Origin of the sequence: Paraburkholderia sp. Cy-641 (assembly GCF_011752945.1) — a bacterium.
In the GTDB taxonomy this organism is placed as follows: domain Bacteria; phylum Pseudomonadota; class Gammaproteobacteria; order Burkholderiales; family Burkholderiaceae; genus Paraburkholderia.
Window position 1 is genome coordinate 1 of the sequence record NZ_VWWM01000086.1, and the last position, 24,807, is coordinate 24,807.

23 protein-coding genes and 1 pseudogene are annotated in these 24,807 nt (G+C 65.3%); 11 read left to right on the forward strand and 13 right to left on the reverse strand.

What is annotated here, in order from left to right; all coding sequences use genetic code 11:
- From gspL to F3J20_RS29595, 3 genes are all read left to right on the forward strand, one after another.
- Nucleotides 1–630, forward strand: a 630-nt coding sequence (gene gspL / locus F3J20_RS29585; RefSeq protein ID WP_240162957.1) for a type II secretion system protein GspL, incomplete at its 5' end; no start/stop codon positions are given.
- Complete coding sequence (locus tag F3J20_RS29590; RefSeq protein ID WP_167050096.1) at nucleotides 627–1,130, forward strand: type II secretion system protein M; 504 nt, start codon at nucleotides 627–629, stop codon at nucleotides 1,128–1,130. The genes gspL and F3J20_RS29590, both read left to right, overlap by 4 nt.
- 28 nt (nucleotides 1,131–1,158) lie before the next feature.
- Nucleotides 1,159–1,938: a type II secretion system protein N gene (locus tag F3J20_RS29595; RefSeq protein ID WP_167285628.1), complete on the forward strand. Its 780-nt coding sequence runs from the start codon at nucleotides 1,159–1,161 to the stop codon at nucleotides 1,936–1,938.
- 171 nt (nucleotides 1,939–2,109) lie between these two features.
- Here the strand turns inward: F3J20_RS29595 and F3J20_RS29600 are convergent, their stop codons facing one another.
- Both F3J20_RS29600 and F3J20_RS29605 read right to left on the reverse strand, forming a co-directional pair.
- Nucleotides 2,110–3,759: an efflux transporter outer membrane subunit gene (locus tag F3J20_RS29600; protein WP_167285629.1), complete on the reverse strand. Its 1,650-nt coding sequence runs from the start codon at nucleotides 3,757–3,759 to the stop codon at nucleotides 2,110–2,112.
- A 290-nt stretch (nucleotides 3,760–4,049) separates the two neighbouring features.
- Complete coding sequence (locus F3J20_RS29605; protein ID WP_167285630.1) at nucleotides 4,050–4,436, reverse strand: hypothetical protein; 387 nt, start codon at nucleotides 4,434–4,436, stop codon at nucleotides 4,050–4,052.
- 255 nt (nucleotides 4,437–4,691) lie between these two features.
- Here F3J20_RS29605 and F3J20_RS29610 point away from each other — a divergent pair, with 255 nt between their 5' ends.
- Nucleotides 4,692–5,198, forward strand: coding sequence for a MarR family transcriptional regulator (locus F3J20_RS29610; protein ID WP_167050088.1), 507 nt, complete (start codon nucleotides 4,692–4,694; stop codon nucleotides 5,196–5,198).
- 179 nt (nucleotides 5,199–5,377) lie between these two features.
- Nucleotides 5,378–6,940: a DHA2 family efflux MFS transporter permease subunit gene (locus F3J20_RS29615; protein WP_167285631.1), complete on the forward strand. Its 1,563-nt coding sequence runs from the start codon at nucleotides 5,378–5,380 to the stop codon at nucleotides 6,938–6,940.
- 128 nt (nucleotides 6,941–7,068) lie between these two features.
- Here the strand turns inward: F3J20_RS29615 and F3J20_RS29620 are convergent, their stop codons facing one another.
- From F3J20_RS29620 to ada, 4 genes are all read right to left on the reverse strand, one after another.
- The gene (locus F3J20_RS29620) at nucleotides 7,069–7,575 is read right to left on the reverse strand and encodes a hypothetical protein (RefSeq protein WP_205193407.1); all 507 of its coding nucleotides are present in this window, start codon (nucleotides 7,573–7,575) and stop codon (nucleotides 7,069–7,071) included.
- Between the two features lie 271 nt (nucleotides 7,576–7,846).
- Entirely contained in the window at nucleotides 7,847–9,463 is a 1,617-nt protein-coding gene (gene gshA, locus F3J20_RS29625; protein WP_167285632.1) for a glutamate--cysteine ligase, read from the reverse strand.
- Nucleotides 9,464–9,766: 303 nt separating this feature from the next.
- The gene (locus F3J20_RS29630) at nucleotides 9,767–10,684 is read right to left on the reverse strand and encodes a DNA-3-methyladenine glycosylase (RefSeq protein ID WP_167285633.1); all 918 of its coding nucleotides are present in this window, start codon (nucleotides 10,682–10,684) and stop codon (nucleotides 9,767–9,769) included.
- Nucleotides 10,681–11,895 carry a bifunctional DNA-binding transcriptional regulator/O6-methylguanine-DNA methyltransferase Ada gene (gene ada / locus F3J20_RS29635; RefSeq protein WP_205299410.1) on the reverse strand — a complete coding sequence of 405 codons (1,215 nt, stop codon included), beginning with the start codon at nucleotides 11,893–11,895 and terminating at the stop codon, nucleotides 10,681–10,683. The genes F3J20_RS29630 and ada overlap by 4 nt, the downstream gene beginning before the upstream one ends.
- A 443-nt stretch (nucleotides 11,896–12,338) precedes the next feature.
- Between ada and F3J20_RS29640 the strand changes: the two genes are divergently transcribed.
- Complete coding sequence (locus tag F3J20_RS29640) at nucleotides 12,339–12,764, forward strand: VOC family protein (protein ID WP_167050080.1); 426 nt, start codon at nucleotides 12,339–12,341, stop codon at nucleotides 12,762–12,764.
- Nucleotides 12,765–12,838: 74 nt separating this feature from the next.
- Here the strand turns inward: F3J20_RS29640 and F3J20_RS29645 are convergent, their stop codons facing one another.
- Nucleotides 12,839–13,393, reverse strand: coding sequence for a YaeQ family protein (locus F3J20_RS29645; RefSeq protein WP_167050078.1), 555 nt, complete (start codon nucleotides 13,391–13,393; stop codon nucleotides 12,839–12,841).
- Between the two features lie 142 nt (nucleotides 13,394–13,535).
- Entirely contained in the window at nucleotides 13,536–14,513 is a 978-nt protein-coding gene (locus tag F3J20_RS29650; RefSeq protein WP_167285634.1) for a LysR family transcriptional regulator, read from the reverse strand.
- Between the two features lie 228 nt (nucleotides 14,514–14,741).
- On the opposite strand from F3J20_RS29650, the gene F3J20_RS29655 reads away from it, so the two are divergent.
- From F3J20_RS29655 to araH, 4 genes are all read left to right on the forward strand, one after another.
- Nucleotides 14,742–16,190 (forward strand): aldehyde dehydrogenase family protein, encoded by a 1,449-nt coding sequence (locus tag F3J20_RS29655; RefSeq protein ID WP_167050074.1) that lies wholly within the window; start codon nucleotides 14,742–14,744, stop codon nucleotides 16,188–16,190.
- Nucleotides 16,191–16,386: 196 nt separating this feature from the next.
- A complete protein-coding gene (locus F3J20_RS29660; RefSeq protein ID WP_167050072.1) occupies nucleotides 16,387–17,391 on the forward strand; it encodes an arabinose ABC transporter substrate-binding protein in 1,005 nt (334 codons plus the stop codon).
- A 182-nt stretch (nucleotides 17,392–17,573) separates the two neighbouring features.
- Complete coding sequence (gene araG, locus F3J20_RS29665; RefSeq protein WP_167285635.1) at nucleotides 17,574–19,121, forward strand: L-arabinose ABC transporter ATP-binding protein AraG; 1,548 nt, start codon at nucleotides 17,574–17,576, stop codon at nucleotides 19,119–19,121.
- Between the two features lie 164 nt (nucleotides 19,122–19,285).
- Nucleotides 19,286–20,290 carry an L-arabinose ABC transporter permease AraH gene (gene araH / locus F3J20_RS29670; RefSeq protein WP_167050068.1) on the forward strand — a complete coding sequence of 335 codons (1,005 nt, stop codon included), beginning with the start codon at nucleotides 19,286–19,288 and terminating at the stop codon, nucleotides 20,288–20,290.
- Between the two features lie 292 nt (nucleotides 20,291–20,582).
- Here araH and F3J20_RS29675 read toward each other — a convergent pair whose 3' ends face one another.
- A complete protein-coding gene (locus F3J20_RS29675; RefSeq protein WP_167050065.1) occupies nucleotides 20,583–20,921 on the reverse strand; it encodes a hypothetical protein in 339 nt (112 codons plus the stop codon).
- Between the two features lie 432 nt (nucleotides 20,922–21,353).
- A complete protein-coding gene (gene speG / locus F3J20_RS29680) occupies nucleotides 21,354–21,896 on the reverse strand; it encodes a spermidine N1-acetyltransferase (protein WP_167285636.1) in 543 nt (180 codons plus the stop codon).
- 315 nt (nucleotides 21,897–22,211) lie between these two features.
- Here speG and F3J20_RS29685 point away from each other — a divergent pair, with 315 nt between their 5' ends.
- A complete protein-coding gene (locus tag F3J20_RS29685) occupies nucleotides 22,212–22,394 on the forward strand; it encodes a hypothetical protein (protein WP_167050061.1) in 183 nt (60 codons plus the stop codon).
- Nucleotides 22,395–22,682: 288 nt separating this feature from the next.
- Here the strand turns inward: F3J20_RS29685 and F3J20_RS29690 are convergent, their stop codons facing one another.
- The 3 genes and pseudogenes from F3J20_RS29690 to F3J20_RS32330 all read right to left on the reverse strand — a co-directional run.
- On the reverse strand, nucleotides 22,683–23,108 hold the full coding sequence (locus F3J20_RS29690) for an HIT family protein (protein WP_167050059.1): 426 nt from the start codon (nucleotides 23,106–23,108) through the stop codon (nucleotides 22,683–22,685).
- Nucleotides 23,109–23,291: 183 nt separating this feature from the next.
- Nucleotides 23,292–24,419: a diguanylate cyclase gene (locus F3J20_RS29695; RefSeq protein WP_167285637.1), complete on the reverse strand. Its 1,128-nt coding sequence runs from the start codon at nucleotides 24,417–24,419 to the stop codon at nucleotides 23,292–23,294.
- A gap of 35 nt (nucleotides 24,420–24,454) precedes the next feature.
- A pseudogene (locus tag F3J20_RS32330) lies at nucleotides 24,455–24,807 on the reverse strand (chemotaxis protein CheB); the annotation flags it as partial.

Here is a 24,807-nt window from a genome sequence, read left to right on the forward strand (position 1 = left end):
TCCGAGGTGCCCGGCAACGAACCGGGTTCTTCCGCGACGAGTCCCGCGCGGCTCGCCGCGCACGTCCACGGCGCGAGTCCGCTGCCGTTCGAACAGCTTGCGCGGCGCGCGCTCGAATGTCGCTTCGATCTGTGCCAGTTCGAGTTCGCCTCGCAGCCGTGGCGGCTCGATCGCGCGACGCTCCGGCGTCTGCGTCTGCCGATCCTGCTCGCGGTCGCGGCGCTCGTCGTCGCGGTCATCGGCGCGAACGTGCAGTGGCTGATGCTGTCGCGCCAGCGCGACGCGATCAACACGCAGATGACGGAGCTGCTGCTCAACACGTTCCCGAAGACGACGGTCGTGCTCGACGCGCCCGACCAGATGGCGCGCCAGGTGCAGCAGTTGCGTGTCGCGGCGGGCGAACTGTCGCCGGAAGATTTCCTCTCGCTCGCCGATGGCCTCGCGCGCTCGCTGTCGCCGCTGCCGGTCAACGGCATCGCCGCGCTCGACTATCACGAGCACCGCCTCGAGGTGACCTTCAAACCGGAGATCAAGGTCGATCCCGATTTTGCGAAGCGCCTCGAGCGCAACGGACTCACCGGCGCGATCGACAGCAACACCGGCAAGTGGACCATCAGGAACGGACAATGAAAGCTGAACTCGCTCAAACATGGGCCGGATTCTGGGACCAGCGCACCGATCGCGAAAAGGGGCTGCTGACGTGGGGCGGCGGCGTGCTCGCGGTGGTGGTCGCGTGGTCGGTGCTGTGGGCGCCGGCGCAGGACGGCCGCTCGCACCTCAAGGAATCGCTGCCGGCGCTGCAACGGCAACTCGCGCAGATGACCGCGCAGGCGAACGAGGCGCGCTCGCTGTCGGCGGCTGCTCAGGGCGTGGCACCGACCGGCGCGGCCTTGAAGGATGCGCTGACGGCGTCGCTCGGCGATCACGGATTGACCGCGACGCAGGTGCAGTTCATCGGCAACGCGGTGCAGGTGCAGATGAAGAACGTCGCGTTTCCGGCCTGGACGACATGGGTCGACGACGTGCGCAAGCAGTTCAAGGTGCAGGTCGCCGAGGCGCACATCACCGCGTTGAAGGACGACGGCCAGGTGGACCTGACGGTGTCGTTGCAGCCGTCGACCGCAAAATAAGAATGAGCCGTTCGCTACAGGATTTCGCATGAATTACTGGATGTGGCGCGTACGTATCGCGCTGCCCTGGCTCGTGGTCGCATTGTTGTCGGCCGCGGCCGTGATGCTGGCCTTGCTGCCGGCCGCCTGGATCACGCCGCAGTTTGCGCGGCAGACCCACGGCCACGTCAATTTCGTCGACGCGGAAGGCTCGCTTTGGCACGGCTCGGCCACACTGATGCTGGCCGCCGGTTCCGACATGAGCACGGCCACCTTGCTGCCTGGCCGGATCGAATGGCATACGGCGTTCTGGCCATTGTTCACGGGACGCGTGCGCATGGTCATGCGGCACAGCGAGGCGATGCCCGAGCCGGTCACGGTCGACGCGACGCCGCGCGGTGCAACCATCACGCCGGGCGCGCTCGCGGTGCCGGCGTCGCTGCTCGTCGGGCTCGGCGCGCCGTTCAATACGCTCGATCTGCAGGGCGACGTGCAGCTCTCGTGGACGGACTGGCGCAGCTTCAATGGCGAAGCGTTCGGGCAACTGACCATGACGCTGACCGACGTCAGCTCGCGGATTTCGCTCGTCAAGCCGCTCGGTTCGTATCGGGTCCGTTTGCAGGCGCAGGGCACTTCGTCGACGCTCGATCTGAGCACGCTCAAGGGACCGCTGATGCTGAACGGCAGCGGCACGGTGTCGGCGGCTTCGACGTCGTTTCATGGCACGGCGAGCGCCGCGCCCGAGGCGCGCGACAACCTGGCCGGCCTGCTGAATCTGCTAGGCCGGCCGAGCGGGCCCGATACGGTGGCGCTGGCTTTCGTGCACTGATTTTCGTGTGCTGATGCGTGCGCGTTGCGGACGTGTGGCGCGATGAAAAAAAGAGGCATGGCCGCGTTGCGCGGTCATGCCTCTTCTGTTTTTGCGGTCCTGCTTTGCTCTTGCTTCGCTTTGCGATTGATTCTTCGTTGATGCTTCAGCGGTTCGCGAGCGGCGTGGCGTTTATTTGCCCGGCACTTGGGGTTGCGCCTCCATGCCGTTCTGCGCCGTGTTTGGCATCTCGCTACGCGCTACCGGCGTGGCGGCCATCGCCACGGCAGCGCCGCTTGCCGCGGCTGCCGCGCCCGGCGTGACCGCAGCCGCAGCCGGCAACGGAGCCGGCGCAGCCACCTCGCCCGTCTCACGATTCATCTGCGACGCGTCCCAGCCGCCGCCGAGCGCCTTCACCAGCCCCACCGACGACACCATCCGCTGCCCCGCGATGCTCTCGAGCTTCTGCTCGGCCGTGAACGCGGTGGTCTGCGCGGTCAGCACGTTGACGAAGCCGACCGTGCCCGCCTTGTACTCGTTGGTGACGATCGCGAGCGCCTGGCGGGCCGACTCGACCGCCTGCCGCTGCACGACGATTTCCTGTTCGAGGATGCGCTGCGACGCGAGGTTGTCCTCGACGTCCTGGAACGCGGTCAGCACCGTCTGACGATAGGTGGCGACGTCAGCGTCGTAGGCGGCGCGCGCGGCGTCGGTTTGCGCCTTGCGCAGGCCGGCGTCGAAGATCGTCCCGGCGAGTTGCGGGCCGAGCGTCCAGAAGCGCGACGGCAAGGTCAGCAACTGCGAGAACACCGAGTTCTCGAAGCCGCCGGTCGCCGATACCGTCAGCGACGGGAAGAACGCCGCGATCGCGACGCCGATCTGCTCGTTTGCGGCCGCGGCCTTGCGCTCGGCCGAGGCGATGTCCGGCCGCCGTTCGAGCAGCGCCGACGGCATTTGCGCGGGCACGGCGGGTGGCGTCGCGGTGAGCGGCATCGGCGGCAGCGAGAACATCGAGGCCGGCATGCCGATCAGCACTGCGATCGCATGCTCGTCCTGGGCGCGCTGGATGCCGTTGTCGATTGCCGCGGCCTGCGCCGATTGCAATTGCGTTTGCGCCTGAATCACGTCCGAGCGCGCGGCGACGCCGGCCGCGTACTGGTTCTGCGTGAGTTGCAGCGAGCGCTGATAGGCCGCGACGGTGTCGTCGAGCAGCTTTTGCGTGGAGTCGAGCGCGCGCAGCGAGAAGTAGGTTTGCGCGAGCGTGGCCTGAGCCGACAGGCGCGCGTTCGCGAGGTCGGCGGCGGCGCCCTGCTGGCCGGCCTTCTGCGCGTTGACCGAGCGCGTGACCGAACCCCACAGGTCCGGCTCCCAGCTGGCGTCGAGCTGGACGTTGAAGTTGTTGTTGATGCCGGTGCGGTTTGTCGCCGTCGTCGAATTACCGCCCGACGACGTGCCGTTGCCCGAGCGCGTCGCGCCCGCCGACGCGCCGATGGTCGGGAAATACGCGGCACGCGCCTCGCCGACCAGCGCGCGCGCCTGCCGGTAGCTCGCGGCGAACTGCGCGATGGTCTGGTTCGCGGCGTTCAACTTGTCTTCGAGTTCGTTGAGCTTCGGGTCTTCGTAGATGGCCCACCAGTCGCCACGATCGTACTGATCGGCCGGTTCGGCGACCTTCCAGCCGGGGGCGGCTTCCTTGTACGACGCCGGGATCTCGGTGGCCGGCCGCTGATAGTTGGGGCCGACCGCGCAGGCGGCCACGAGCATCGCGCAGGCCGCGCTTACGGCAAGGGTCAGAGCGCGCGGCGCAAGCGGCCGCGCGCGCGAGGTTCGATCAGACTGCATGCAATGGATTCCTTCTGGACGCCGCGGTGCGGCCGGAGCGGCGCCACCGGCCGGGCGAGATCGTGGTCTGCCGGAATGTTAGCGTATGAGCCCGCACGAGCGCGGGAAACTGAAAGGTGAAAGCGTAATGCGTGGCTATGCGCAGGTGTGTTACTTGCGATATTGAGATGGTTACGCGTTGTTACCGCGTGAGGCGAGGAGCGGCGGGCGCCGGGTGGCGCGTGTGTGGCGAGCGGGCAAAGTCGCGCGTCGAATCGCGGCGGACGCGCGCACTGAACGCGCGCCGACGATCAAACCCTCGTTTCCGCCGGTTTGGCCTGTCTTTGCCGCGCCAGCTTGCCGGCTGCGGCCCGGCACGGCTTACCGCCGCGCGCCTGGCAGCCCGTGGCGGCGTTTGCCGCGGGAGCCGCAATGGCTTTTGCCGTAGCCGCGCTGGCTTCCACGGACAGCACGATCGCCGGGTTGTCCACGGCCGCTGCCTTGTTCTTCGCGCGCTTCGTTTCCCGCCGATGCTCCACCCACGCGAGCAGCGCGACGCCGACCGATCCGCCCGGCAGCACGAACAGTCCCGCGAACAGCGCGAGCTTCCACCAGCGGTGCGGACCTTGGAAGTTCCTGTGTGCGGAATCGGTCAGTGAGCGGCTCAGGCCGCCAAGCGTGTTTTTGAGGTACAGCATCGGGGAAATCCTGTTTTTGCGCGTCGCGGAGCCGCGGCGTGCGGACGATCGGTCAGAACATGGTCTCGAAAGGCGCGTATCGCGCGAAACTCATTGCTTAACATAATATTGACTATGCAATTAGTTTTCAACATACTGCACTCCTTGAACGACCGGAGTGTTGTTTTTCTGCCGGTCAGCCGTTTGAAAATGCGATTTGACTTGCCTGCTTAGGCAGCTAAACTTCCCTCTGCCTGTCGATGTTGCGGATACACCATGGCTGATGGCCCTTACCACGCGGACGAGACCGATCTCACGACGAGTCTCGGCTATTACCTGACGAAAGCGCGCAACGTGCTGGTCGAGCGCACGGACCGCGCGGTCAAGCCGCTGGGGCTGACCGCGCAGCAGATCGGCGTGATCCTGATGCTGTCGTCGCGGCGCGCGAGCACGCCGTTCGAGCTGTCGCGCGCCATGTCGTACGACAGCGGTTCGATGACGCGTCTGCTAGATCGTCTTGAAAAGAAAGGTTTTGTGGTGCGCACGCGCAGCAGCGACGACCGGCGCATGGTGAAGCTGGAGCTGACGCCGCAGGGCCATGACGCCGCGCGGCAATTGCCGGGCCTCGGCGTCGCGGTGCTCAACGAGCAGCTGCGCGGTTTCAGCGCCGACGAACACGCCACGCTGATTCATCTGCTCAGCCGCTTCATTGCGAACGGGCCGGACGGAGGGGGCGGCGGATGTTGTGGATTGACCGCGCAGCCGGATGTGCCGGACGCGTGATCTGAAGACCCATCGCCGCAAGGCGGTGGCGCGCAACAACAAGGCAACGCGGCGCTTCCCCAAGCGCCATTGCCTGAAGAAAGCTGTCTGGGCAGAGGATGATGCGGCATGAAAGCGGCGCGTTTGAAGCGCGCGATAAAGCTGCTGTGACAAGCTTTCCCGGCTGAGGAGAACAACCTATGGATGCCACGGCTTCCGATGCTACGCCGCTTGCCGACGAACCCGCCCAGCTACAGGGCGGCACGCTTGCCCTGCTGACCGTCGGCCTTGCGCTCGGCACCTTCATGGAGGTGCTCGACACCTCGATCGCGAACGTCGCGGTGCCGACCATTTCCGGCAGCCTCGGCGTTGCCTCCAGCCAGGGCACCTGGGTGATCTCGTCGTATTCGGTCGCCTCGGCGATTGCCGTGCCGCTGACCGGCTGGCTCGCGCGACGCGTCGGCGAAGTGCGGCTGTTCACGCTGTCGGTGCTGCTCTTTACGCTCGCGTCGGCGGCCTGCGGCTTCGCGCACAACTTCGAATCGCTGATCGTGTTCCGGCTCGTGCAAGGGCTCGTGTCCGGGCCGATGGTGCCGCTCTCGCAAACGATCCTGATGCGCTCCTATCCGCCCGCGAAGCGCGGACTCGCCCTCGGCCTCTGGGCGATGACCGTGATCTGCGCGCCGATCTTCGGTCCCGTGATGGGCGGCTACATTACCGACAACTTCACGTGGCCGTGGATTTTCTACATCAACGTGCCGATCGGCCTGTTCTCGGCGATTTGCGCGTACCTGCTGCTGCGCGGCCGCGAGACGAAGACGACGCAGCAGCGCATCGACGTGATCGGCCTCGCGCTGCTCGTGACCGGCGTGTCGTGCCTGCAGATGATGCTCGACCTCGGCAAGGACCGCGACTGGTTCAATTCGACGTTCATCGTGACGCTCGCGGTGATCGCGCTCGTGTCGATCGCGTTCCTGCTCGTATGGGAGTTGACGGAGGAGGAGCCGATCGTCGATCTGTCACTTTTCAAGGATCGCAACTTCGCGCTCGGCGTCGTCATCATCTCATTCGGCTTCATGGCGTTCTTCGGCTCGGTGGTGATCTTCCCGCTGTGGCTCCAAACGGTAATGGGCTACACGGCCGGCCTCGCGGGCCTCGCCACGGCACCCGTCGGATTGCTCGCGCTGTTCCTCTCGCCGATGATCGGCAAGAACATGCATCGGCTGAATCTGCGCATGGTCGCGAGCTTCGCGTTTATCGTGTTCGCGATCGTGTCGTTCTGGAACTCGACGTTTACGCTCGACGTGTCGTTCGGTGGCGTGATTCTGCCGCGGCTCGTGCAGGGCATCGGCGTAGCGTGCTTCTTCGTGCCGATGACGACGATCACGCTCTCCAGCGTGTCCGACGAACGGCTCGCGAGCGCGTCGGGTCTGTCGAATTTCTTCCGCACGTTGTCGGGCGCGATCGGCACGGCCATCAGCACGACGTTCTGGGAGAACGACACGATCTATCACCACGCGATGCTCGCCGATACGGTCAACGTGTATTCGCCGAATACCAATGCCTATACGAATGCGCTCGCGGGCGTCGGGCTTTCCGGCGACAGCCTCACTGCTCAGTTGAACCAGGTGGTGACCTCGCAGGCGTACATGATGGCCACCAACGATTTCTTCCGCATTTCCTGCGCGGCGTTTCTCGTGCTGGCGGTGCTGGTGTGGATCACGAAGCCGCGCAAGGGCGCGGGGCCTTCGATGGGGCATTGAGCCGTTGCACGCCGATGCGGCGAGCGCGCATGCCGACGCTCGAGCGCGGCGTGTCGTTCGCATCGGCGTAACGTGTTGTTGATGTGCGGGGCGTACCTGTGCGATCACTGCGACGCACGCCCCGCGCACTACTGCGACATCGCCTCGCCGTTCGGCGTCGCCGGCGGCTTTTCCGGCATTGCTTCCGGATGCATCGCGGCAGGCTCTGGCGATTGCGCGGGCTTTGCTCCACCCTGCGGCGCTTCAGCACTCGCGCCTCTCACGTACTGCTTGAAATCGGCGCCCGCTTGCCACGGGTTCGGCTTGCATCCCAATGCGCCGTCGCAATGCGCGGAGAAGCCGATGGTCGCGGTGCCATCCGGATTCTCGGTGCGCGTGATCTGATACGCGAGTGCGCGCTTGCCGCCATCGGGGCCGGTGGTCTGGATCAGCGAATCGGTTGCGGTTTCGATCTTGTACTTCGAATGACTCGCTACCCATGACTGCGCACGTTGCCACCAGAGATCGCATTCGGTCCGGCTCGAACACGTCAACGGTGTGGTCGCGATCTGCATGACGTCCGGATCGACCTGGCCCTGCGTCGAACACCCTGCCGTCGCCACCAGACACAGCGCGGCCCACAGACATTTGCTCATCACGTTGGTACCTCCCGCTGCGGAGCGTGTCATACCACTTTGGACCGCAACGCCGGGGCGGTGTTTCATGCGCCTCGGAGAATCGTTGGTGCGCGCGGAGAATTTGCCGATCGTTGGCGCGAACCGCAAGTGTCGTGCGTAAAGCCTACCAGCTGCCTACTCGTAGCCTACCCGCGGCTCATTTGCACGATGCCCTGGGTCGAATGGCGCGGCGAACAAAAAAGCGGCCACGTGGGCCGCTTTCTCTTTCTTCACATCAGTTGCGCGTCGTTCAGACGCTAAAACGATTGAGCGTATACGCCCGATAAGCAGCGACGAACGCATCGAACGAACCGACTTCTTCGCGTTCGAGCTTCGCCTGTTCGTCGAGCGATCGCACCGCGAGGTCGGCGAACTCCTTCGCCTTCGCGGCATCGAGCGGACGCGAGCGGAAATACGCGGCATGTGCCTCGCTCTGTTCGAGACCGAACGCGATAAAGCTCTGCTGCCTGTCGCGCATCGTTTGCAGCACGCGCGCCGACGGCGTCAGCGACGCGTCCGCGAGTTTCGCGCGTTGCGCGGCCACGGCGCGCGCATGCGCGTCGCCGCCCTGCAGCGTGTCGAGCGCGGCCGCGGCCGCGTCGATCTTCGCGAGCAGTTCGTCGGCCCAATCGGTCATCGCAACGGTCTTGCCGTCGCGGATCAGTTCGAGGCCGGGCTTGCGGCCTTCCATCGTCACGCGGCCGAAGTTCTGGTTCGCTTCGGCATAGGCGGGCGGCGGCAACGGCGCGCTGTCCTCGAGTGCACAGACGAGCAGATAGGCGTCGAGAAAGCGCGACGTCTCCAATGAAATACCGGTCGGCTCGAACGGATCGATATCCATGCAGCGCACTTCGACGTATTGCACGCCGCGCGCGGCGAGCGCGTGCAGCGGCCGCTCGCCCGGATACGTGACGCGCTTCGGACGAATCGTCGAATAGAACTCGTTTTCGATCTGCAGCACGTTGGTGTTGATCTGCACCCACTCGCCGTCGCGTTGCGTGCCGATCTGCTCGTAGGCCGGATAGGGCTGGCTCACCGCCTTCGCGAGCGCGTCGAGATAGCCGGGCAGCGTGTCGTAGTCGGCGTGCAGCGCGGCTTGCGCGGTGGTGTTCGAATAGCCGAGATCGCTCATGCGCAGGCTTGTTGCGTACGGGCGATACAGCGTGTCGGCGTCGAAGCTGTCGAGCGCGTGCGGGCGATCGCGCAGGAAGCGGCGATCGAGCGCCGGCGACGCGCCGAACAGATACATCAGCAGCCAGTTCGTGCGGCGGAAATTGCGGATCAGCGCGAGGTAGCGCTCGGACTGGAAATCGACGGCGTTCGCGGTGGACTGCTGATCCGCATGCAGCTGCCGCCATACTTCTTCGTTCAGCGAATAGTTGTAGTGGATGCCTGCGATGCACTGCATCGCGCGGCCATACCGCAGCGCGAGGCCGACGCGATACACGTACTTGAGCCTGCCGATGTTCGAGCTGCCGTAGTGCGCGATCGGAATGCCCTCGTCGGCGGCGGGCAGGAGGCCCGGCATCGAGTTGTTCCAGAGGATCTCGCCGCCGAGTTCGGCATAGACGAAACGATGCAGCGTGTCGAGTTTTGCGAGCGTGTCGGCAACGTCCTGTTCGGCCGGCGTAATCAGTTCGAGCAGCGCTTCGGAGTAGTCCGTGGTCAGCGAAGGATGCGTGAGCGCCGAGCCGAGCGCGCGCGGATGCTGCGTCATCGCGAGCTGGCCGTCGTGCGTGACGCGCAGGCTTTCCTTTTCGATGCCGCGCAGGCCGCGTATCAGCGCCTCGCGTTGCGGGCTCGAGGTCAGCACGGACAGGCGGTGCGAGAACGCATCGGTCGTGCGGGAAGGTTTCGTGTTTGGCATTGATGCGAGTCGCGCGTTGCCGCCGCAGCGTACCGCCTGGCCTGATTATCACCTGATGTTTCGCTGGCGATACGGCGGTACGGTGCGGCGACAACGTTCGGCGGAATTTTCAGTAGCGGGCACTTTAACATCTCGCCAGAACGGCTGCTTGCGGCCACTTCGGCGGGATGCGCGCGCTGCTTGCCGGCGCGCCGCATCTGCTGTTCCGGCGACGCAACTCGCTGCTGCATGTTGCGTGACGCTATTCGTGCAGCGATCGCAAACCGCGTACGGCGGGTCGCCTCGCCTCACCTGGCCGTCGACTCAACCGCCACGGGCCGCGCCTGCTCGATCCGCGATCTCGTTCCACAGATGCATCGCCGCGTACGCGCGATATGGCCGCCACGCATCGGTGCGGCTGCGCTGCTGCGCGGGGCGCACGAGCGACGGATCGCGCGCGCAGATTGCCTGCATCAGCACGAGGTCCGACGCGGGCCACGCGTCGGGGTCGCGCCAGGCGCGCATCGCGACGTACTCGACGGTCCACGGGCCGATGCCCGCGAGCGCGAGCAAGGCGCCTCGCAGGCTCGTGGCGTCGACGGTGTCGCTGTCGAGCGGCACCTCGCCGCTCGCGACCGCGCGCGCGAAGCCTTGCAAGGCGGCGACGCGTTTGCCCGGCATGCCGATCTGCGCGAGGTCGACCTCGGCCAGCGCGGCGGGCGTCGGGAAACGCCACGCGGTATTCTCATGCGGATGAGCTTCGATGCGCTCGCCCGCGCGCTGCACGAGCCGTCCGATGATCGTCGTCGCGGCCTTCACGCTGACCTGCTGGCCGACGATCGCGCGCACCACGAGCTCGAAGCCGGACCATGCGCCCGGCACGCGCAGGCCGGGCACCGCCTCGACGAGCGGCGCGAGCCACGGATCGGCGGCGAAGCCCGCGGCAATCTGCTTCGGATCGGCGCGCAGGTCGAACATCTTCGCGATCGGCGCGGCGAGCGCGTCGGCGTGACGGCTCGCGGGCCCTTCGATACTCGCGACGATGCAGCGCCTGCGCGGATGCAGACGCACAGTGAGCGTGCCGCCGTCGCCGTTCCAGTCGATCGCGCGGCGATACGCGCCGTCTTCGACGGCTTCGACGCCCGGCGTCGCGCGGCCGCCGAAAAAGCGCAGCAGGCGCGGCCAGTCGAAGGGTGGTTTGAACGGCAGTTCGAGGGTTGCGACGTCGTTATGCGTAGTCACGCGGCGTGATCCAGTCGGGATGTTGTTGTCTTGGCGGGGTTCGGGCTCGCGTCGTCGCGGCCGGTTTTGCGGTGGTCCGCCTCGCTGGCGCCGTGCGCCGCGTCGCCGGCGTGCTGCGCCTCGTTGTCGAGCAAGGCGGCCTTGCGCGGCAGCCCCCAGCGATAGCCGGCGAGCGCTCCGCCCTTTTGCACGACGCGATGGCAGGGAATCGCAAGCGCGACCGGATTCGTCGCGCACGCGCTCGCCACCGCGCGCACGGCGCGTGGCGAGCCGACCGCCTCGGCGATTTGCGAATAGCTGCGCGTTTCGCCGTACGGAATGCGCCGCAGCGCGTCCCACACGCGCTGCTTGAACGCGGTCGAGGCGATGTCGAGCGGCAGATCGAAGTCCTGGCGGGTGCCGCGCAGATACGCGTCGATCTGCGCGACGAACGGCGCGAGCCCGGCGGCGTCTTCGCAGAGCGCCGCGTTGGCGAATTCGCCGCGCAGTTCGTCGATGAGCGGCGCGGGGTCGTCGCCGAAACCGATCTTGCAGATGCCTTTGTCGGTCGCGGCGACGAGCACGAAGCCAAGCGGGGTCGGCGCGCTCGCGTAGCGGACCGTGAGCCCCGCGCCCTTGCGGCGATACGCGGACGGCGCCATGCCGAGTTCGGCCGGCGCGCTGTCGTACATCCGCGACGGCGAGCCGAAGCCGGCGTCGAGCGTCGCGCGCGTGACGTCGGCGCCGCCCTTCAGCGCATCGCGCAACGCGGCCCCGCGCTGCGCGGCCTGGTACTGGCGCGGCGACACGCCGACCACGCGCTTGAAGAGGCGTTGCAGGTGGAACGGGCTCACGTGCACGGCGTCACCCAGTTGCGCGAGCGTGAGGCGCTGCTGCGGATCCGCGTCGAGCGCGGCGCACGCGCGATTCACGATGTCGAGTTCGCGCGGCAGGCCGCCGGGCTGGCAGCGCTTGCAATCGCGGAAGCCCGCGGCGCGCGCGGCGGCGGCATCGGTGAAGAAGGCGACGTTCTCGCGACGTGGCTGGCGCGACGCGCACGACGGCCGGCAGAACACGCCGGTCGTCCTGACCGCGTAGAAGAAGACGCCGTCGGCTTCGCGCTCGCGACGGGTGACGGCGGCCCAGCGGTCGTCGTCGGTGAGCCAGCGGGTGGCGTTGGATTCCTCGCCGGTGGCGGTGCGGATTGCGGCGGAATGGCGGTTGGCGTTCATGATCGTTCCGTGGTCCCTGATGGGCAGGCAATGTCGATGCTCATCAATGTAGGTCCGATGGCGACACACTACGCTCCGGTTCTTGCTCTGTCATTGCCGCTCGCTTTTCCCTACTCGTAACGGGGTCAAAACCCGCTAAATCTCATTCAGGACGCTTTCAACTCACCTGTAAACCCGCTCCAGGCGGGTGTTTTGCCTCAAATCGCGACAATTTGGCCCGATACCGGGTTTTCCCTTAAAAAGTTATTGCGTCGCATCAACCCGATGTGTATATTAGTACCTGTCTCCTCCATGTCTCCTCCTGATATGGATTCAGCCCGCTCCAATCGAGCGGGCTTTTTTTTGCCCGTCGTTTTTCCCTTCCCCTCCCTCGATCCCGCCGCGCGGTCCTTTCTCCTACACTTCGCTCATTGGTTCTCCGAACCGGCAAGAGGGTGTCCGAGATGAAAATCCATATTCGCGAGATCGACCACGTCGTGATCCGGGCGACGAACGTCGAGACGCTCGCGCGTTTTTACTGCGACGTGCTCGGCTGCAGTCTCGAAAAGGAGCAGCGCGAGCTGGGTCTTACGCAATTGCGCGCGGGACGTTCGCTGATCGATCTGCTGCAGGTCGGCGCAAAGCTCGATCGCGCGGAAAACGGTATGCCGGGCACGGGACGCAATCTGGATCACCTGTGCCTGCGCATCGAATCGTTCGACGTCGCAGCGCTCACGGCGCATCTGGCCGCGCATGGCGCGCGGATCGGCGAACAGGGCGTGCGTTATGGCGCGGACGGCTTTGGGCCGTCGCTGTATCTGTTCGACCCGGAAGGCAATATGGTCGAACTGAAGGGGCCGCCGGACGCGGCGCGGGTGACGTCGCTCTGAGCTTCGGCCAGGGGGCGCTCGGGCCGCCGCGAGCGACGTTGGCCGGTCAGGCCGGCGCCGGCTTCGCGTAGAACTCAGGCGTCGGCGGGCGCCTTCAACACCGTCCAGTCGATTTTCACCGCGTCGGCCTCGGCGCTGCCGAGCCACGCTTCACCATCCTGTACCGTGCATTGCAGCCGCATCGTGCGTTCGGCAAGCGAGCCGAGCGATGCGGCGACGTCCTCGCCGAGCGTCCACACCGTCACGTTGCGCAGACGCTCGACCTTGTTGCGCACGCCCTGCCACCAGATGTCCGAGGTCCGCCCGCCGTACGCGATCACGACTACGTGATTGGCGCGGCCGCTCGCCTTCGCGATGCGCCGCTCGTCGGGCTGGCCGACCTCGATCCACGTTTCGATCGCGCCGGTGAGGTCTTTCTGCCACAAGTCCGGCTCGTCGACATCCGACAAGCCTTTGCAGAACTCGAGCCGTTCCTGCGCGAACAGCGCGAACGCCGCGACGCGGACCATCATCCGGTCGTCGGTTTCCGAGGGGTGACGGGCGATCGTCAGCGAATGGTCGGCGTAATAGTGCCGGTCCATGTCCGCGATCTGTAGTTCCGCCTTGTAAATCGTCGATTTGAGAGCCATGCCGTTGCTGAACCAGGCGCTCGCTCCACCGGAGCGAACGGAAAAAGAATCGTCGACGGCGCGTTGCCGTCTGTCGTATTTGCCATGCATCGCGTGTTCCTCCCGCGCCGTCAGCCGGTGCCTATGACGACGGAAGGAGCATTTATCGGACCACCACGGGCTCCAGCGGCGCGCCGTAGACCTCGCGAGCCGCGTCCCGCAAGGCGTCGAGTACGATCACGGCGGCCGGCGCCAGCAGATGCGACTGGCGCGTGATGATACCGAATGTATCCATCCTGTACGGTAAATCGATCGGTACCCGTTTCAATACGCCGTACTGTTGGTATTGACGCGCCACTTCCTCAGGTAAAACCGCCAACATGTCGCTTTGCAGGAGCAGGCTCGAAATAGCCAGAAAATTGTTCGTATTGACGACATTTTGCGGCGGATTCAGGCCGATCTGCGAAAACATCAGATCGAAGCGGTGGCGCAGCACGCTGCCCGGCGGGTGCAGAACCCAGCTCGCGTTGACGATTCCGCGCAATGTCAAACCTGTCTCATTTTCGAGAGGATGGCCGGGCCGGGCGACCACGCAGAGCGGTTCGTCGGCGAGCGGCTCGTAGCGCACGTCGGTCTTGAGCTGGTTCTGCCGTTCGAGCACGCGGCCGACCATGATGTCGAGATCGCCTTCGGCGAGGCGCGGCAGCATCACGTCCGAGGTCTCGATGTCGGCCCAGATCTGCAATTGCGGATAGCGCTCCTTCACGTTCGCGATCGCACGCGGCACCATCGCCGCGGCGGCGGCCGCGATCACGCCGATGCGCACCTGGCCCGCGAGCCCCGAGCGCAGCGCCGAGATTTCGTCGTGCGCCTGGCTCAGGTTCGACAGCACCATGCGCGCGTGGCGGATCATCACCTCGCCGTAGAGCGTTGCGTGCATGCCGTGCGGCGTGCGGTCGAACAGGCTCACTTCGAGCATGTCCTCGAGTTCCTTGAGCAGCCGCGACGCGGCCGGCTGCGTCATGCCGAGCACGTCGGCCGCGCGCCGCACGTTGCCCTCTTCCTCCATTGCCGCGAGCAGCAGCAGCTGGCGCGTCTTGAGCCGCGCCCGCACGAACCAGTTCGAATAGCTACGCGTCATCGCGTTGTCTCCTCTCGTTTTCGGCGCGCGGCTTTCTGCCCCGAACCGCCCGTCGTGGTAACGGCGGCCGGTCGCCGCGCTTCAGGGCGCCATGATGCCATATCGAAACTGATATCGGAGAGACCTAAAAAGGGATTGGAAAGTTATGGCGGCCGCTCATACCATTCGTGGACTTTGTGAGCTTCGCCCGCGCTTGCCGCCTTTTTCCATGCCACGCCGTTTCCGTCGATGAACCGCGATCCGCTCGTCCCGCTCGTTGCCAGCCCGTTTCGCCATTACATCAATGGTGGATGGGAGACCGGCGCGACCGCGGGCATGTCGTTCAATCCGTCGGACCTGGGCGACCCGGTCGGCGAATACGCGCGGGCCGACGTGCGGCAGACCGACAGCGCGATCGAGGCCGCGCACGCGGCGTTTCGCGACTGGTCGCTCGCGTCGGCGCAGCGCCGCGCGGACGCGCTCGACGCGATCGGCAGCGAAATGCTCGCGCGCCGCGACGAACTGGGGCGCCTCTTGGCGCGCGAAATCGGCAAGGTGTTGCCCGAAGCGCTCGCCGAAGCGACGCGCGCGGGTCAGCTCTTCAAGCTGTTCGCGGCCGAGGCCTTGCGAGCATTCGCCGAGCCGCTCGCGTCGGCGCGCGCCGGCGTCGAGATCGACATGACGCGCGAGCCGCTCGGCGTGGTCGGCATCATCGCGCCGTGGAGCGCGCCGCTCGCGATCGCCGCGGCCAAGATCGGCGCCGCGCTCGCGCACGGCAACTGCGTCGTCTACAAGCCGGCCGAATCGGCGCCGGCCTGCGCGGCGGCCTTGGCCTCGATCATCAGCCGCGCGGGTTTGCCGGCCGGCGTGTTCAACCTCGTGATGGGCAGCGGCCGCAAGGTCGGCGCGCGCATCGTCGGGCATCCGCTCGTCGCGGCGATCAGCTTCACGGGCTCGACCGAAACCGGCACGCGCGTGCTGCAGGCGGCCGCCGCGCGCCAGGCACGCGTGCAGCTCGAAATGGGCGGCAAGAATCCGTTCGTCGTGCTCGCCGACGCCGATCTCGACGGCGCGGTCGAGGCGGCGCTGACCGGCGCCTATAGCGCGACGGGCCAGCGCGGCACGGCGTCGGCGCGGCTCATCGTCGAGCGCGCGGTGTTCGCGCCGTTCGTCGACGCGTTGCAGGCGAAGCTCGCCAGACTCACCGTCGATCACGCGCTGAAGCACGGCACCGACATCGGTCCGGTCGCGAACGCGGCGCAGCTCGAACGCAATCTCGACTACGTGCGCATCGGCGAGCAGGAAGGCGCGCAACTGCTGCACGGCGGCCGGCCTCTGGAGCGCGCGACGCGCGGCTATTTCTTCGAACCCGCGCTGTTTATCGGCGAGGCGGAGCACCGCATCGCCCGCGACGAGATTTTCGGGCCGCTCGCGGTCGTGCTGCGCGCCGACGACTACGAGCACGCGCTCTATCTCGCGAACGACACCGCCTATGGTTTGTGCGCCGGCATCTGCACGCGCTCGCTCGAACGCGCGCGGCATTTTCGCCGCCATGTGCAGAGCGGGCTCGTGACGATCAATCTGCCGACCACCGCCGTCGAGCATCACGGACCCGGCGGCGGGCGCAAGGCCTCGGCCTATGGCGCGACCGACGCGGCGTTCTGGACGGCCGTGAAAACGGCCTACGTGGCGGGCTGAGCGCCATGAGCCGCGCTCACGCATTCGCTACCGGTTGCGCGCATCGGCTCACGCGGCGCTTCATGTGCTGCTCGCGCTTTCGTCCGCAACCTCACCCGCAAATTCACCCGGATTCGCGCGACGGCTGAGGCCGCCGCGCACTGCCCTGCTGCAATTACACGACATCAATGCAGCTTTTCAACCTCAGGAGACAAAGATGACCAGCAAGCTTCGCCGTTTGACCCTGACCGCGATGGCCGCAGCGGCCCTCGCCGCGCCGTTTGCCGCGCAACTGTCCGCACGCGCCGATGAGCCGCTCAAGGTCGGCTTCCTCGTGAAGATGCCGGAACAGGCGTGGTTCATCAACGAACAGAAGGCCGCGACCGCGCTCGGTCAGAAGGACGGCTTCTCGGTCGTCAACATCGGCACGCCGGACGGCGAAAAAGTGCTGGCCGCGATCGACAACCTCGGCGCGCAGGGCGCCAAGGGCTTCGTGATCTGCGCGCCCGACGTGCGTCTCGGACCGGCGATCCAGGCGCGCGCGAAGCGCTACAACATGAAGTTCGTGACCGTCGACGATCAACTGGTCGACTCGACCGGCAAGCCGCTCGCGAACGTGCCGCACCTCGGCATGTCCGCGTTCAAGATCGGCAATCAGGTGGGCCAGGCGATCAGCGACGAAATGAAGCGCCGCGGCTGGAAGCCCGAGGAAGTCGGCGCGCTGCGCATCACCGACTACGAACTGCCGACCGCGAAACTGCGCACCGACGGCGCGACGCAGTCGCTGCTCGCGGGCGGCTTCAGGAAGGAAAACATTTTCGACGCGCCGCAGAAAACGACCGACGACGAAGGCGGCTTCAACGCGGTATCGCCGGTGCTCGCACAGCATCCGAACATCAAGAAGTGGGTGATCTTCGCGCTCAACGAGGAAAGCGTGCTCGGCGGCGTGCGCGCGACCGAGCAGCTGCATATTCCGGCCGCGGACGTGATCGGCGTCGGCATCAACGGTGCGGGCGAAGCATTCGCCGAGTTCCAGAAGAAGGAGCCGACCGGCTTCTACGGCACGATCGCCGTGAGTTCGACGAACCACGGCAAGGAGAGCACCGAGAACCTCGTCGAGTGGATCAAGGACGGCAAGCAGCCGCCCGCCGACACGCAGACCACCGGCAAGCTGATGGTGCGCGACAACTGGCTGGACGTGCGCAAGGAGCTTGGTATTTGACGCGGTATTTGAGGCGCGGCATTTAACCCGCGGCATTGGGCTCGCAGTATTTCACCGGCATTTAAGCGAGGTTTCTCGCCGCCGTGGCGGGCCGCATCGCGCTCGTATGTTCATGCGTTCATGTGTTTAGCCGCACGAGCGCGAGGTGGCCCGCGCAGGTTCCACCTGTTTGAGGTTTCTCGATGACGTCCTTCTCCACCGGGTCCCACGACGGCGCGGCGGCGCTCGCGCCCTCGCCCGCTTCCGGCGACCCTTATCTGCAACTCGACGGCATCACCGTGCGCTTTCCGGGCGTGCTCGCGCTCGACCAGGTCTCGCTCGAAGTACGGCGCGGCGAAGTGCATGGCCTGATGGGCGAAAACGGCGCGGGCAAATCGACGCTGCTGAAGGTGCTGTCCGGCGTCAATCATCCGGTCGCGGGCACGCTGTCGCTCGACGGCGTCGAGCAGCAGTTTGCGACGACCAAAGCAGCGATCGCGGCGGGCATCGCGATCATCTATCAGGAACTGCATCTGGTGCCGGAGCTGACCGTCGCCGAAAACCTGATGCTCGGCGCGCTGCCGAATCGCTTCGGTGTCCTCGACGAAAAGGCGCTCGTTGCGCGCGCGATGCGCGAGCTCGAACGGCTCGGCGAAAAGATCGACCCGTCGCAACAGGTCAAGCATCTGTCGATCGGCCAGCGGCAGATGATCGAGATCGGCAAGGCGCTGATGCGCGACGCGCGCGTGATCGCCTTCGACGAGCCGACCAGTTCGTTGTCGTCGCGCGAAACGACGCAGCTGTTCCGCATCATCCGCGCGCTGAAGGCCGAGGGCCGCGCGATCATCTACGTCACGCACCGGATGGACGAGGTGTACGAACTGTGCGATCGCGTCACCGTGTTTCGCGACGGCCGCCGCATCGACACGTTCGAGGCCGGCGCGGAGCTCGATCGCGACCGGCTGATCAGCTGCATGGTCGGCCGCTCGATTACCGACGTGTATGGCTATCGCACGCGCAACCTCGGCGACGTGCAACTCGACGTGAAGGCGCTGCTAGGACCGGGGCTGCGCGAGCCGGCTTCGTTCGCTGCGCGCAAGGGCGAGATCGTCGGCTTCTTCGGGCTCGTCGGCGCGGGCCGCTCCGAGTTGATGAAGCTGATCTACGGCGCGGTGAAACCGAGCGCCGGCGAGATTGCGCTGAAGGGCCGGCGCGTGCAGTTCGCGACGCCGCGCGACGCGGTGCGCGCCGGTGTTGCGCTGTGTCCCGAGGATCGCAAGCAGGAAGGCATCGTCTCGATCGCGTCGGTATCGGACAACCTCAACATCAGTTGCCGCCGCCACTTCAGCCGTTTTCACGTGCTCAACGGCCGCAAGGAAGCGCAGACCACGCGCGAGTTCATCGGCAAGCTCGCGATCAAGACGCGCAACGGCGACACGCCGATCGGCACGCTGTCGGGCGGCAATCAGCAGAAGGTGATCCTGTCGCGCTGGCTCGCGGAAGAGATCGACGTGTTCCTGATGGACGAGCCCACGCGCGGCATCGACGTCGGCGCGCGTAGCGAGATTTACGGGCTGCTGTACGGGCTTGCCGAAGCGGGCCGCACGGTCATCGTCGTGTCGAGTGATCTTGCCGAAGTGATCGGCGTGACCGATCGCGTGATCGTGATGAAGGAAGGACGCATCGTCGGCGATTTGCCGAAGGCGCAGGCCACGCCCGATGCGCTGATCAAGCTCGCGTTGCCGCGCTGAGCGGCGGGCCGATCGCGCTGGGCTCACTTTGCTTCACGCCCTGCTTGCCCGCTCGCTCGCCAACTCGGTGAACGCAACCGGAACGCGCCGTTGCAAGCGCACTACCGCAGCCAAAACGGCACGAAAAACCGCATGAAAAACGGCATTAAAACGGAACAGACACCATGAATACACCTTCAACCGATTCCTCGACCCCCGCCGTCGCCGCCACGGGTCTCACCGCGCGCGCCGCGCGCACCTGGGACCTCATCAACAAATCCGGCATCGTGATGGTGTTCATCATCCTGTTCGCGGTGCTGTCGTTCACGGTTCCCGACTTTCTGAGCACGCGCAACATCCAGGGCCTGCTGCTCTCGGTCACGCTGATCGGCTCGATCTCCGTCACGATGATGTTCGTGCTCGCGCTCGGCGAGGTGGATCTGTCGGTCGCGTCGATCGTCGCGTTTTCGGGCGTGGTGGCGTCCGTGCTGATTACCGCGACGCATAGCGTGTTCATCGGCATCGTGGCCGGCGTGCTCGCGGGCGGCGCGGTCGGGCTCGTGAACGGCACGCTCGTCGCGCGCTACAAGATCAACTCGCTGATCGTCACGCTCGCGATGATGGAAGTCGTGCGCGGCCTCGCCTACATCACGTCGAACGGCGACGCGGTGATGATTTCCGAAGAGCGCTTCTTCGATCTCGGCGGCGGTTCGTTCCTCGGCATCTCGTATCCGATCTGGAGCAACATCGTCGGCTTCGTGCTGTTCGGCTTTCTGTTGAAGAAAACCGTGTTCGGCAAGAACGTGCTGGCCGTCGGCGGCAATAGCGAAGCGGCCGTGCTCGCGGGGCTGCCGGTCACGCGCATCAAGATCACCGTGTTCGTGCTGCAAGGTCTCGTGACCGGCTTCGCGGGCGTGATGCTCGCGTCGCGCATGAGCCTCGGCGATCCGAAGACGTCGGTCGGGCTCGAGCTCGGCGTGATTTCGGCCTGCGTGCTCGGCGGCGTGTCGCTGACAGGCGGTGTCGCGACGATTTCGGGCGTGCTGGTCGGCGTGCTGATCATGGGCTCGGTGCAGGACGCGATGAGCTTGCTGAACGTGCCGACGTTTTACCAGTACCTGATTCGCGGCGGCATTCTGCTGCTCGCGGTGCTGTTCGACCAGTTCCGCCGCAGCAAGCGCGTGCACTGACGCCCGCTTGCCCCGCTCTTTGCCGGTTTTCCCTGCGCTTGCGAGAAGGCGTACTGCCGATGCGGATCGATCATCCGCATCGGCTTTTTTTATTGCATCGCCGTATTGCATCCTCGGTAGGCAAAGGGCAATAAAACAAAGGGCAATAAAAAAACGGCCGGGCATCACGATGCCGGGCCGCTTCTTGGCTCACGTGTTCATGCTGCCTGCTTTCAAAACCGGCAGTTGCACACGTCAATCCGCATTCCGGCTTTTGCCGGAAAAACGGTACTCCCTATTGCAGGGGTTTTGACTATTGCCTGATAAACCGGTCGTTTGCCCAGAGTCCTTCGGTGTCGCTATTGCTGGAATTCACGAACTCGACGTCGTGGCCGACCACGCGCACGACCCGGAAACTGGAATCCTGCGGCGTCGATACGCATTGAAATCCGGAGAAGAATTCCTGCATCTGCTGCTGTTCGCCGGCTTGCGCATGCTGGTCGGCGGCATCGAGCTTATCCTTCGACACGCAGCCATACGCATTGGCCTTGAACTGAATCGTTTGCTGCGGCTTGATCATGACGTCTTGCGCCTGAACGCTTGCGGCAGCCAAACCCGCCATGGCGAAAACAACGGCGATTCGAGTTTTCATTTTTTTCCTCCGGTGCAGGTCAGAATGCTCAGGTTAGCTATGTATTTAACTTTAACGGCGGACCCGCAACTTGCACTTTAGGAGAACGGGAAAGAAGGACAAGCACATTTTGTGTGCGGTCGCAACAGTGGCGGATTGTCGCACCTCATGCCGCATCTGATTAATCCTTGAGCAGGTGCCTGAACGAGCCGGAATGAAACGGATAACTAAAAGATCGACGGCGCGCACGCCTTTAACAGGTAATGCATTGCACGGCGTATTCGCGTAAACGCGCAGCATCAATTAAGCGATTTAATAAAATGAATGCGCGGATTTTGTGCGACGCACACAAAGTCATCGGGCGGGCAAAGCCAGTCATGCGAAATAACGGTGTATGTGCAGAAGATAAACGATGCCAGGTGCGCAACGGCTCGCCTGGCCGCACTCGCTAAATCACTCCGAACGCGTGTCGGATTTGAAGAAATCCGCCTGAAACAGGCACATGCGCAGCGCATTGTGATACTGGCCGTTGCTGAAAAATTCCTCGATCAATTCGGCCTCGTGCCTGAAGCCGCATTTCTCGTAAACGTGAATCGCCGCCGCATTCGATTTATCGACGATCAGGTAGAGCTTGCGCATGTTCAGAACCGAAAACGCATAGTCGATCGCGAGGCGGGTCGCGACGCTCGCGTAGCCGCGACCCTGCGCATGCGGCGCGATGATGATCTGAAATTCGCCGCGCCGATGGATGTAGTCCAGCTCGATCAGCTCGACGAGCCCGACCGTCGCACCCTTGTTGTCGATCGCGACGAAGCGCCGCTCGCGCAGATCGTGCACGTGCTCGTCGTAGAGCTGGCTCAGTTCGGAGAAGGTTTCATAAGGCTCTTCGAACCAGTACCGCATGATCTTGGCGTCGTTGTTCACGTCGTGGACGAAGCGCAGATCGGTACGTTCGAGCGGGCGCAGGCTCAGTTCGCGGCTACGTTCGATGGTCATGGCATTCCCCTTGAGAGCCAGCGGTTCGGATCCCGGCGTTGCATGCAGCGCATGTAACGCGGTCTTTTTTTCACGTCGATGCCGGTTAGTCTACGTGTAACGAGGGCGAGTTCGCGGCGGGCGCCGGGCGCATGCAAGGCGTCGTTGCCCCGCGTGCGGCAAAGCATGCGCCAGGCGCAAAGCCGCGCCGACAGGCGAGGGCAGCGCGGTGTTTCGCCAGCGGCCGCCAGCATCGAGCGTTTATGCTCGGCGAGACGCCTGACGGGCATAAGCGGTGCTCTACAATGAAATCATGCTCCTGTGATGGAGGCTATCGTGAGCGAGCACCTGATATTGGGAATCTTTCTGGTGGTTCCGCTGCTGATCGTCGCGTTTCTTTTCTCAGACGAACTGTGGCAGGAACACCGTCATCTGCACGAAGGGCGACCGTTGCATGCGCGGCCGAGGCGCATCGACTGGCGCCATCCGCTGCGCCGTTCGCGCGATCATCGGCTGTGAGGTTGGGCGGTGGATCGACCATGAAGCGGACGTGAAGTCCGGGGCATGCTATTGCCCGGCGCGCCCGAAAAAAAGCCTGCCGCTCAGGCAGGCTAAAAAAGAGATCCACACTCAATGCCTTGAGTTACAAGGCAGTAGACAGTCTAGCGGCGCCGCGCCTATTGGTGGTTTCAACGGCTTTTACAGATGTTACGGCGCATGACCTGCATGGCCCATGTGACTTAAGTGGCAACTTCAGGTCTGGGCGGCAAATGGCGTCGGCGGCTAACCGGCCGGGCACGCCCGGCCTCAATCGGCGCGCCAATGCGCGCGAATCCGTTTGGCCAGCGCTTCGAGCGTGTCCGCGTCGGCGGGTTCGCGCGCATGCATTTTCAGCGGATGGCCTTCCCAGCGCGGAATCACGTGGAAATGCACGTGCGGCACGGTTTGTCCGGCCGCCGCGCCATTGAACTGGCCGATGAACACGCCGTCCGGGCGCAAGGCCGCGCGCACGGCAATCGCGAGCTTCTGCGCCATGCGCATCGACGCGACCAGCGAGGCGTCCGACAGATCGAAAATTTCCGCGACCGCTTCCTTCGGCACGACGAGCAGATGACCGTCGGCCTGCGGCATCAGGTCCATAAAGGCCAGAGCACGGTCGCTTTCGGCCACCTTGATGCAGGGTAATTCGCCGCGCAGAATTTTCGCGAACGGGTTGCTGTCGTCGTAGCTCATCGCGTTTCCTTTCCTCGTTGGACTGGGTGGGGTGACCGGTCGATAGTAACGGGGCCGCCGCGTTTTTTTGCGCCGTTTTGGGCGTCGCTTTCGGCGCCGCGTTCCTTACGCGGTCTTGCCCGTTCTCCCCCCCGATTGTCCGCCGCGATTGTTACGCTATCGCCTTGACGGCGAGAAGCCGGCTCAACCGCTCGTCGCCACCTGGTTCTTGCCGTCGCGTTTGGCGCGATACAGGCCGACGTCGGCGGCTTCGATCAGCGTCGTCACCGGTTGCACGATCGACGGCACGAGGCTCGCCACGCCGATGCTGATCGTCACGACGCCCGCCGCGGAGCCCGCATGGGTAATCGCGAGGTCTTCGATCGCGATGCGGATTTTTTCCGCGAGCAGCCGCAAGCCGCCGGCGGACGTGCCCGGCACCACCACCGCGAACTCTTCGCCGCCGAAGCGCGCCGCGAGATCGGACGCGCGGCCGAGGCACGATTCGATCGTATGCGCGACGCTCTTGAGCACTTCGTCGCCGGCGACGTGCCCGTAGGTGTCGTTGTAGGCCTTGAAGTTGTCGACGTCGATCATCAGGAAGCCGAGGCCGGTTTTGTCGCGCGCGCCGCGGCGCCATTCGGCGGTGAGGTACTGATCGAGATAGCGCCGGTTCGACAGCCCCGTCAGGCCGTCCGAATGCGTGAGCCGCTGCAGTTCCAGATTGGTCGCGAGCAACTGCTGCTGCGACTGCCGCAGCGCGCGATACGCCTCGTCGCGTTGCAGCAGGTTCAGATACGAGCGCGAGTGATAGCGGATACGCGCGATCAGCTCGATGCGATCCGGCAGTTTCACGAGGTAATCGTTGGCGCCGGCCGCGAACGCCGCGCTTTTCACGAGCGGCTCCTCCTTGGTCGACAGCACGATGATCGGCATGTCGCGCGTGGCCGGATTCTGCCGGTACTGCCGCACCAGCGTGAGACCGTCCGTGCCCGGCATCACGAGATCCTGCAGGATCACCGTGGCGCGGGTGGTCTCGGCGCACTGCACCGCCTCTTCCGGCGACGCGCAGTAGTGAAAGTCGACGCCGGGCTCGCCGGCGAGCGCGAGGCGCACCGCCTCGGCGATGATCGCCTGGTCGTCGACGAGCAGCACCATGATCGGGCACTCGGCCGCGGGCGGGTTGGCGAGGATGCGCGCGAGCGCGTCGTCGATGGCGAGGCTGGGCGCATCTTCCACGTCGAGCGCGTGTGCCGGTGCCTGTGCCGGTGTGTTCGCTTCGTCTGCGGCATGCTGCGCAGCGGCGTTCTGGGGCGGTTTAGGCGTGTCCATGTCGTTCAGCCAGAATGAATATCGGGAAATCCACGTCAATGTGCAAAGGGGGCCTCGCGCTCGCCGATGGCGGCCACGAGCGCGTCGGCGATGCGCGGCAACGGCAGGATCGCGGCGGCGGCGTCGAGCGCGGCGGCCGCCTTCGGCATGCCGTACACGGCGCTCGTCGCCTCGTTCTGCGCGATCGTGTAATGACCCTTGGTTCGCATCGCCTTCAGGCCGGTCGCGCCGTCGCGGCCCATGCCGGTCCGCAGCTCTCCCGGGCCTCGCGCTCGCCGATGGCGGCCACGAGCGCGTCGGCGATGCGCGGCAACGGCAGGATCGCGGCGGCGGCGTCGAGCGCGGCGGCCGCCTTCGGCATGCCGTACACGGCGCTCGTCGCCTCGTT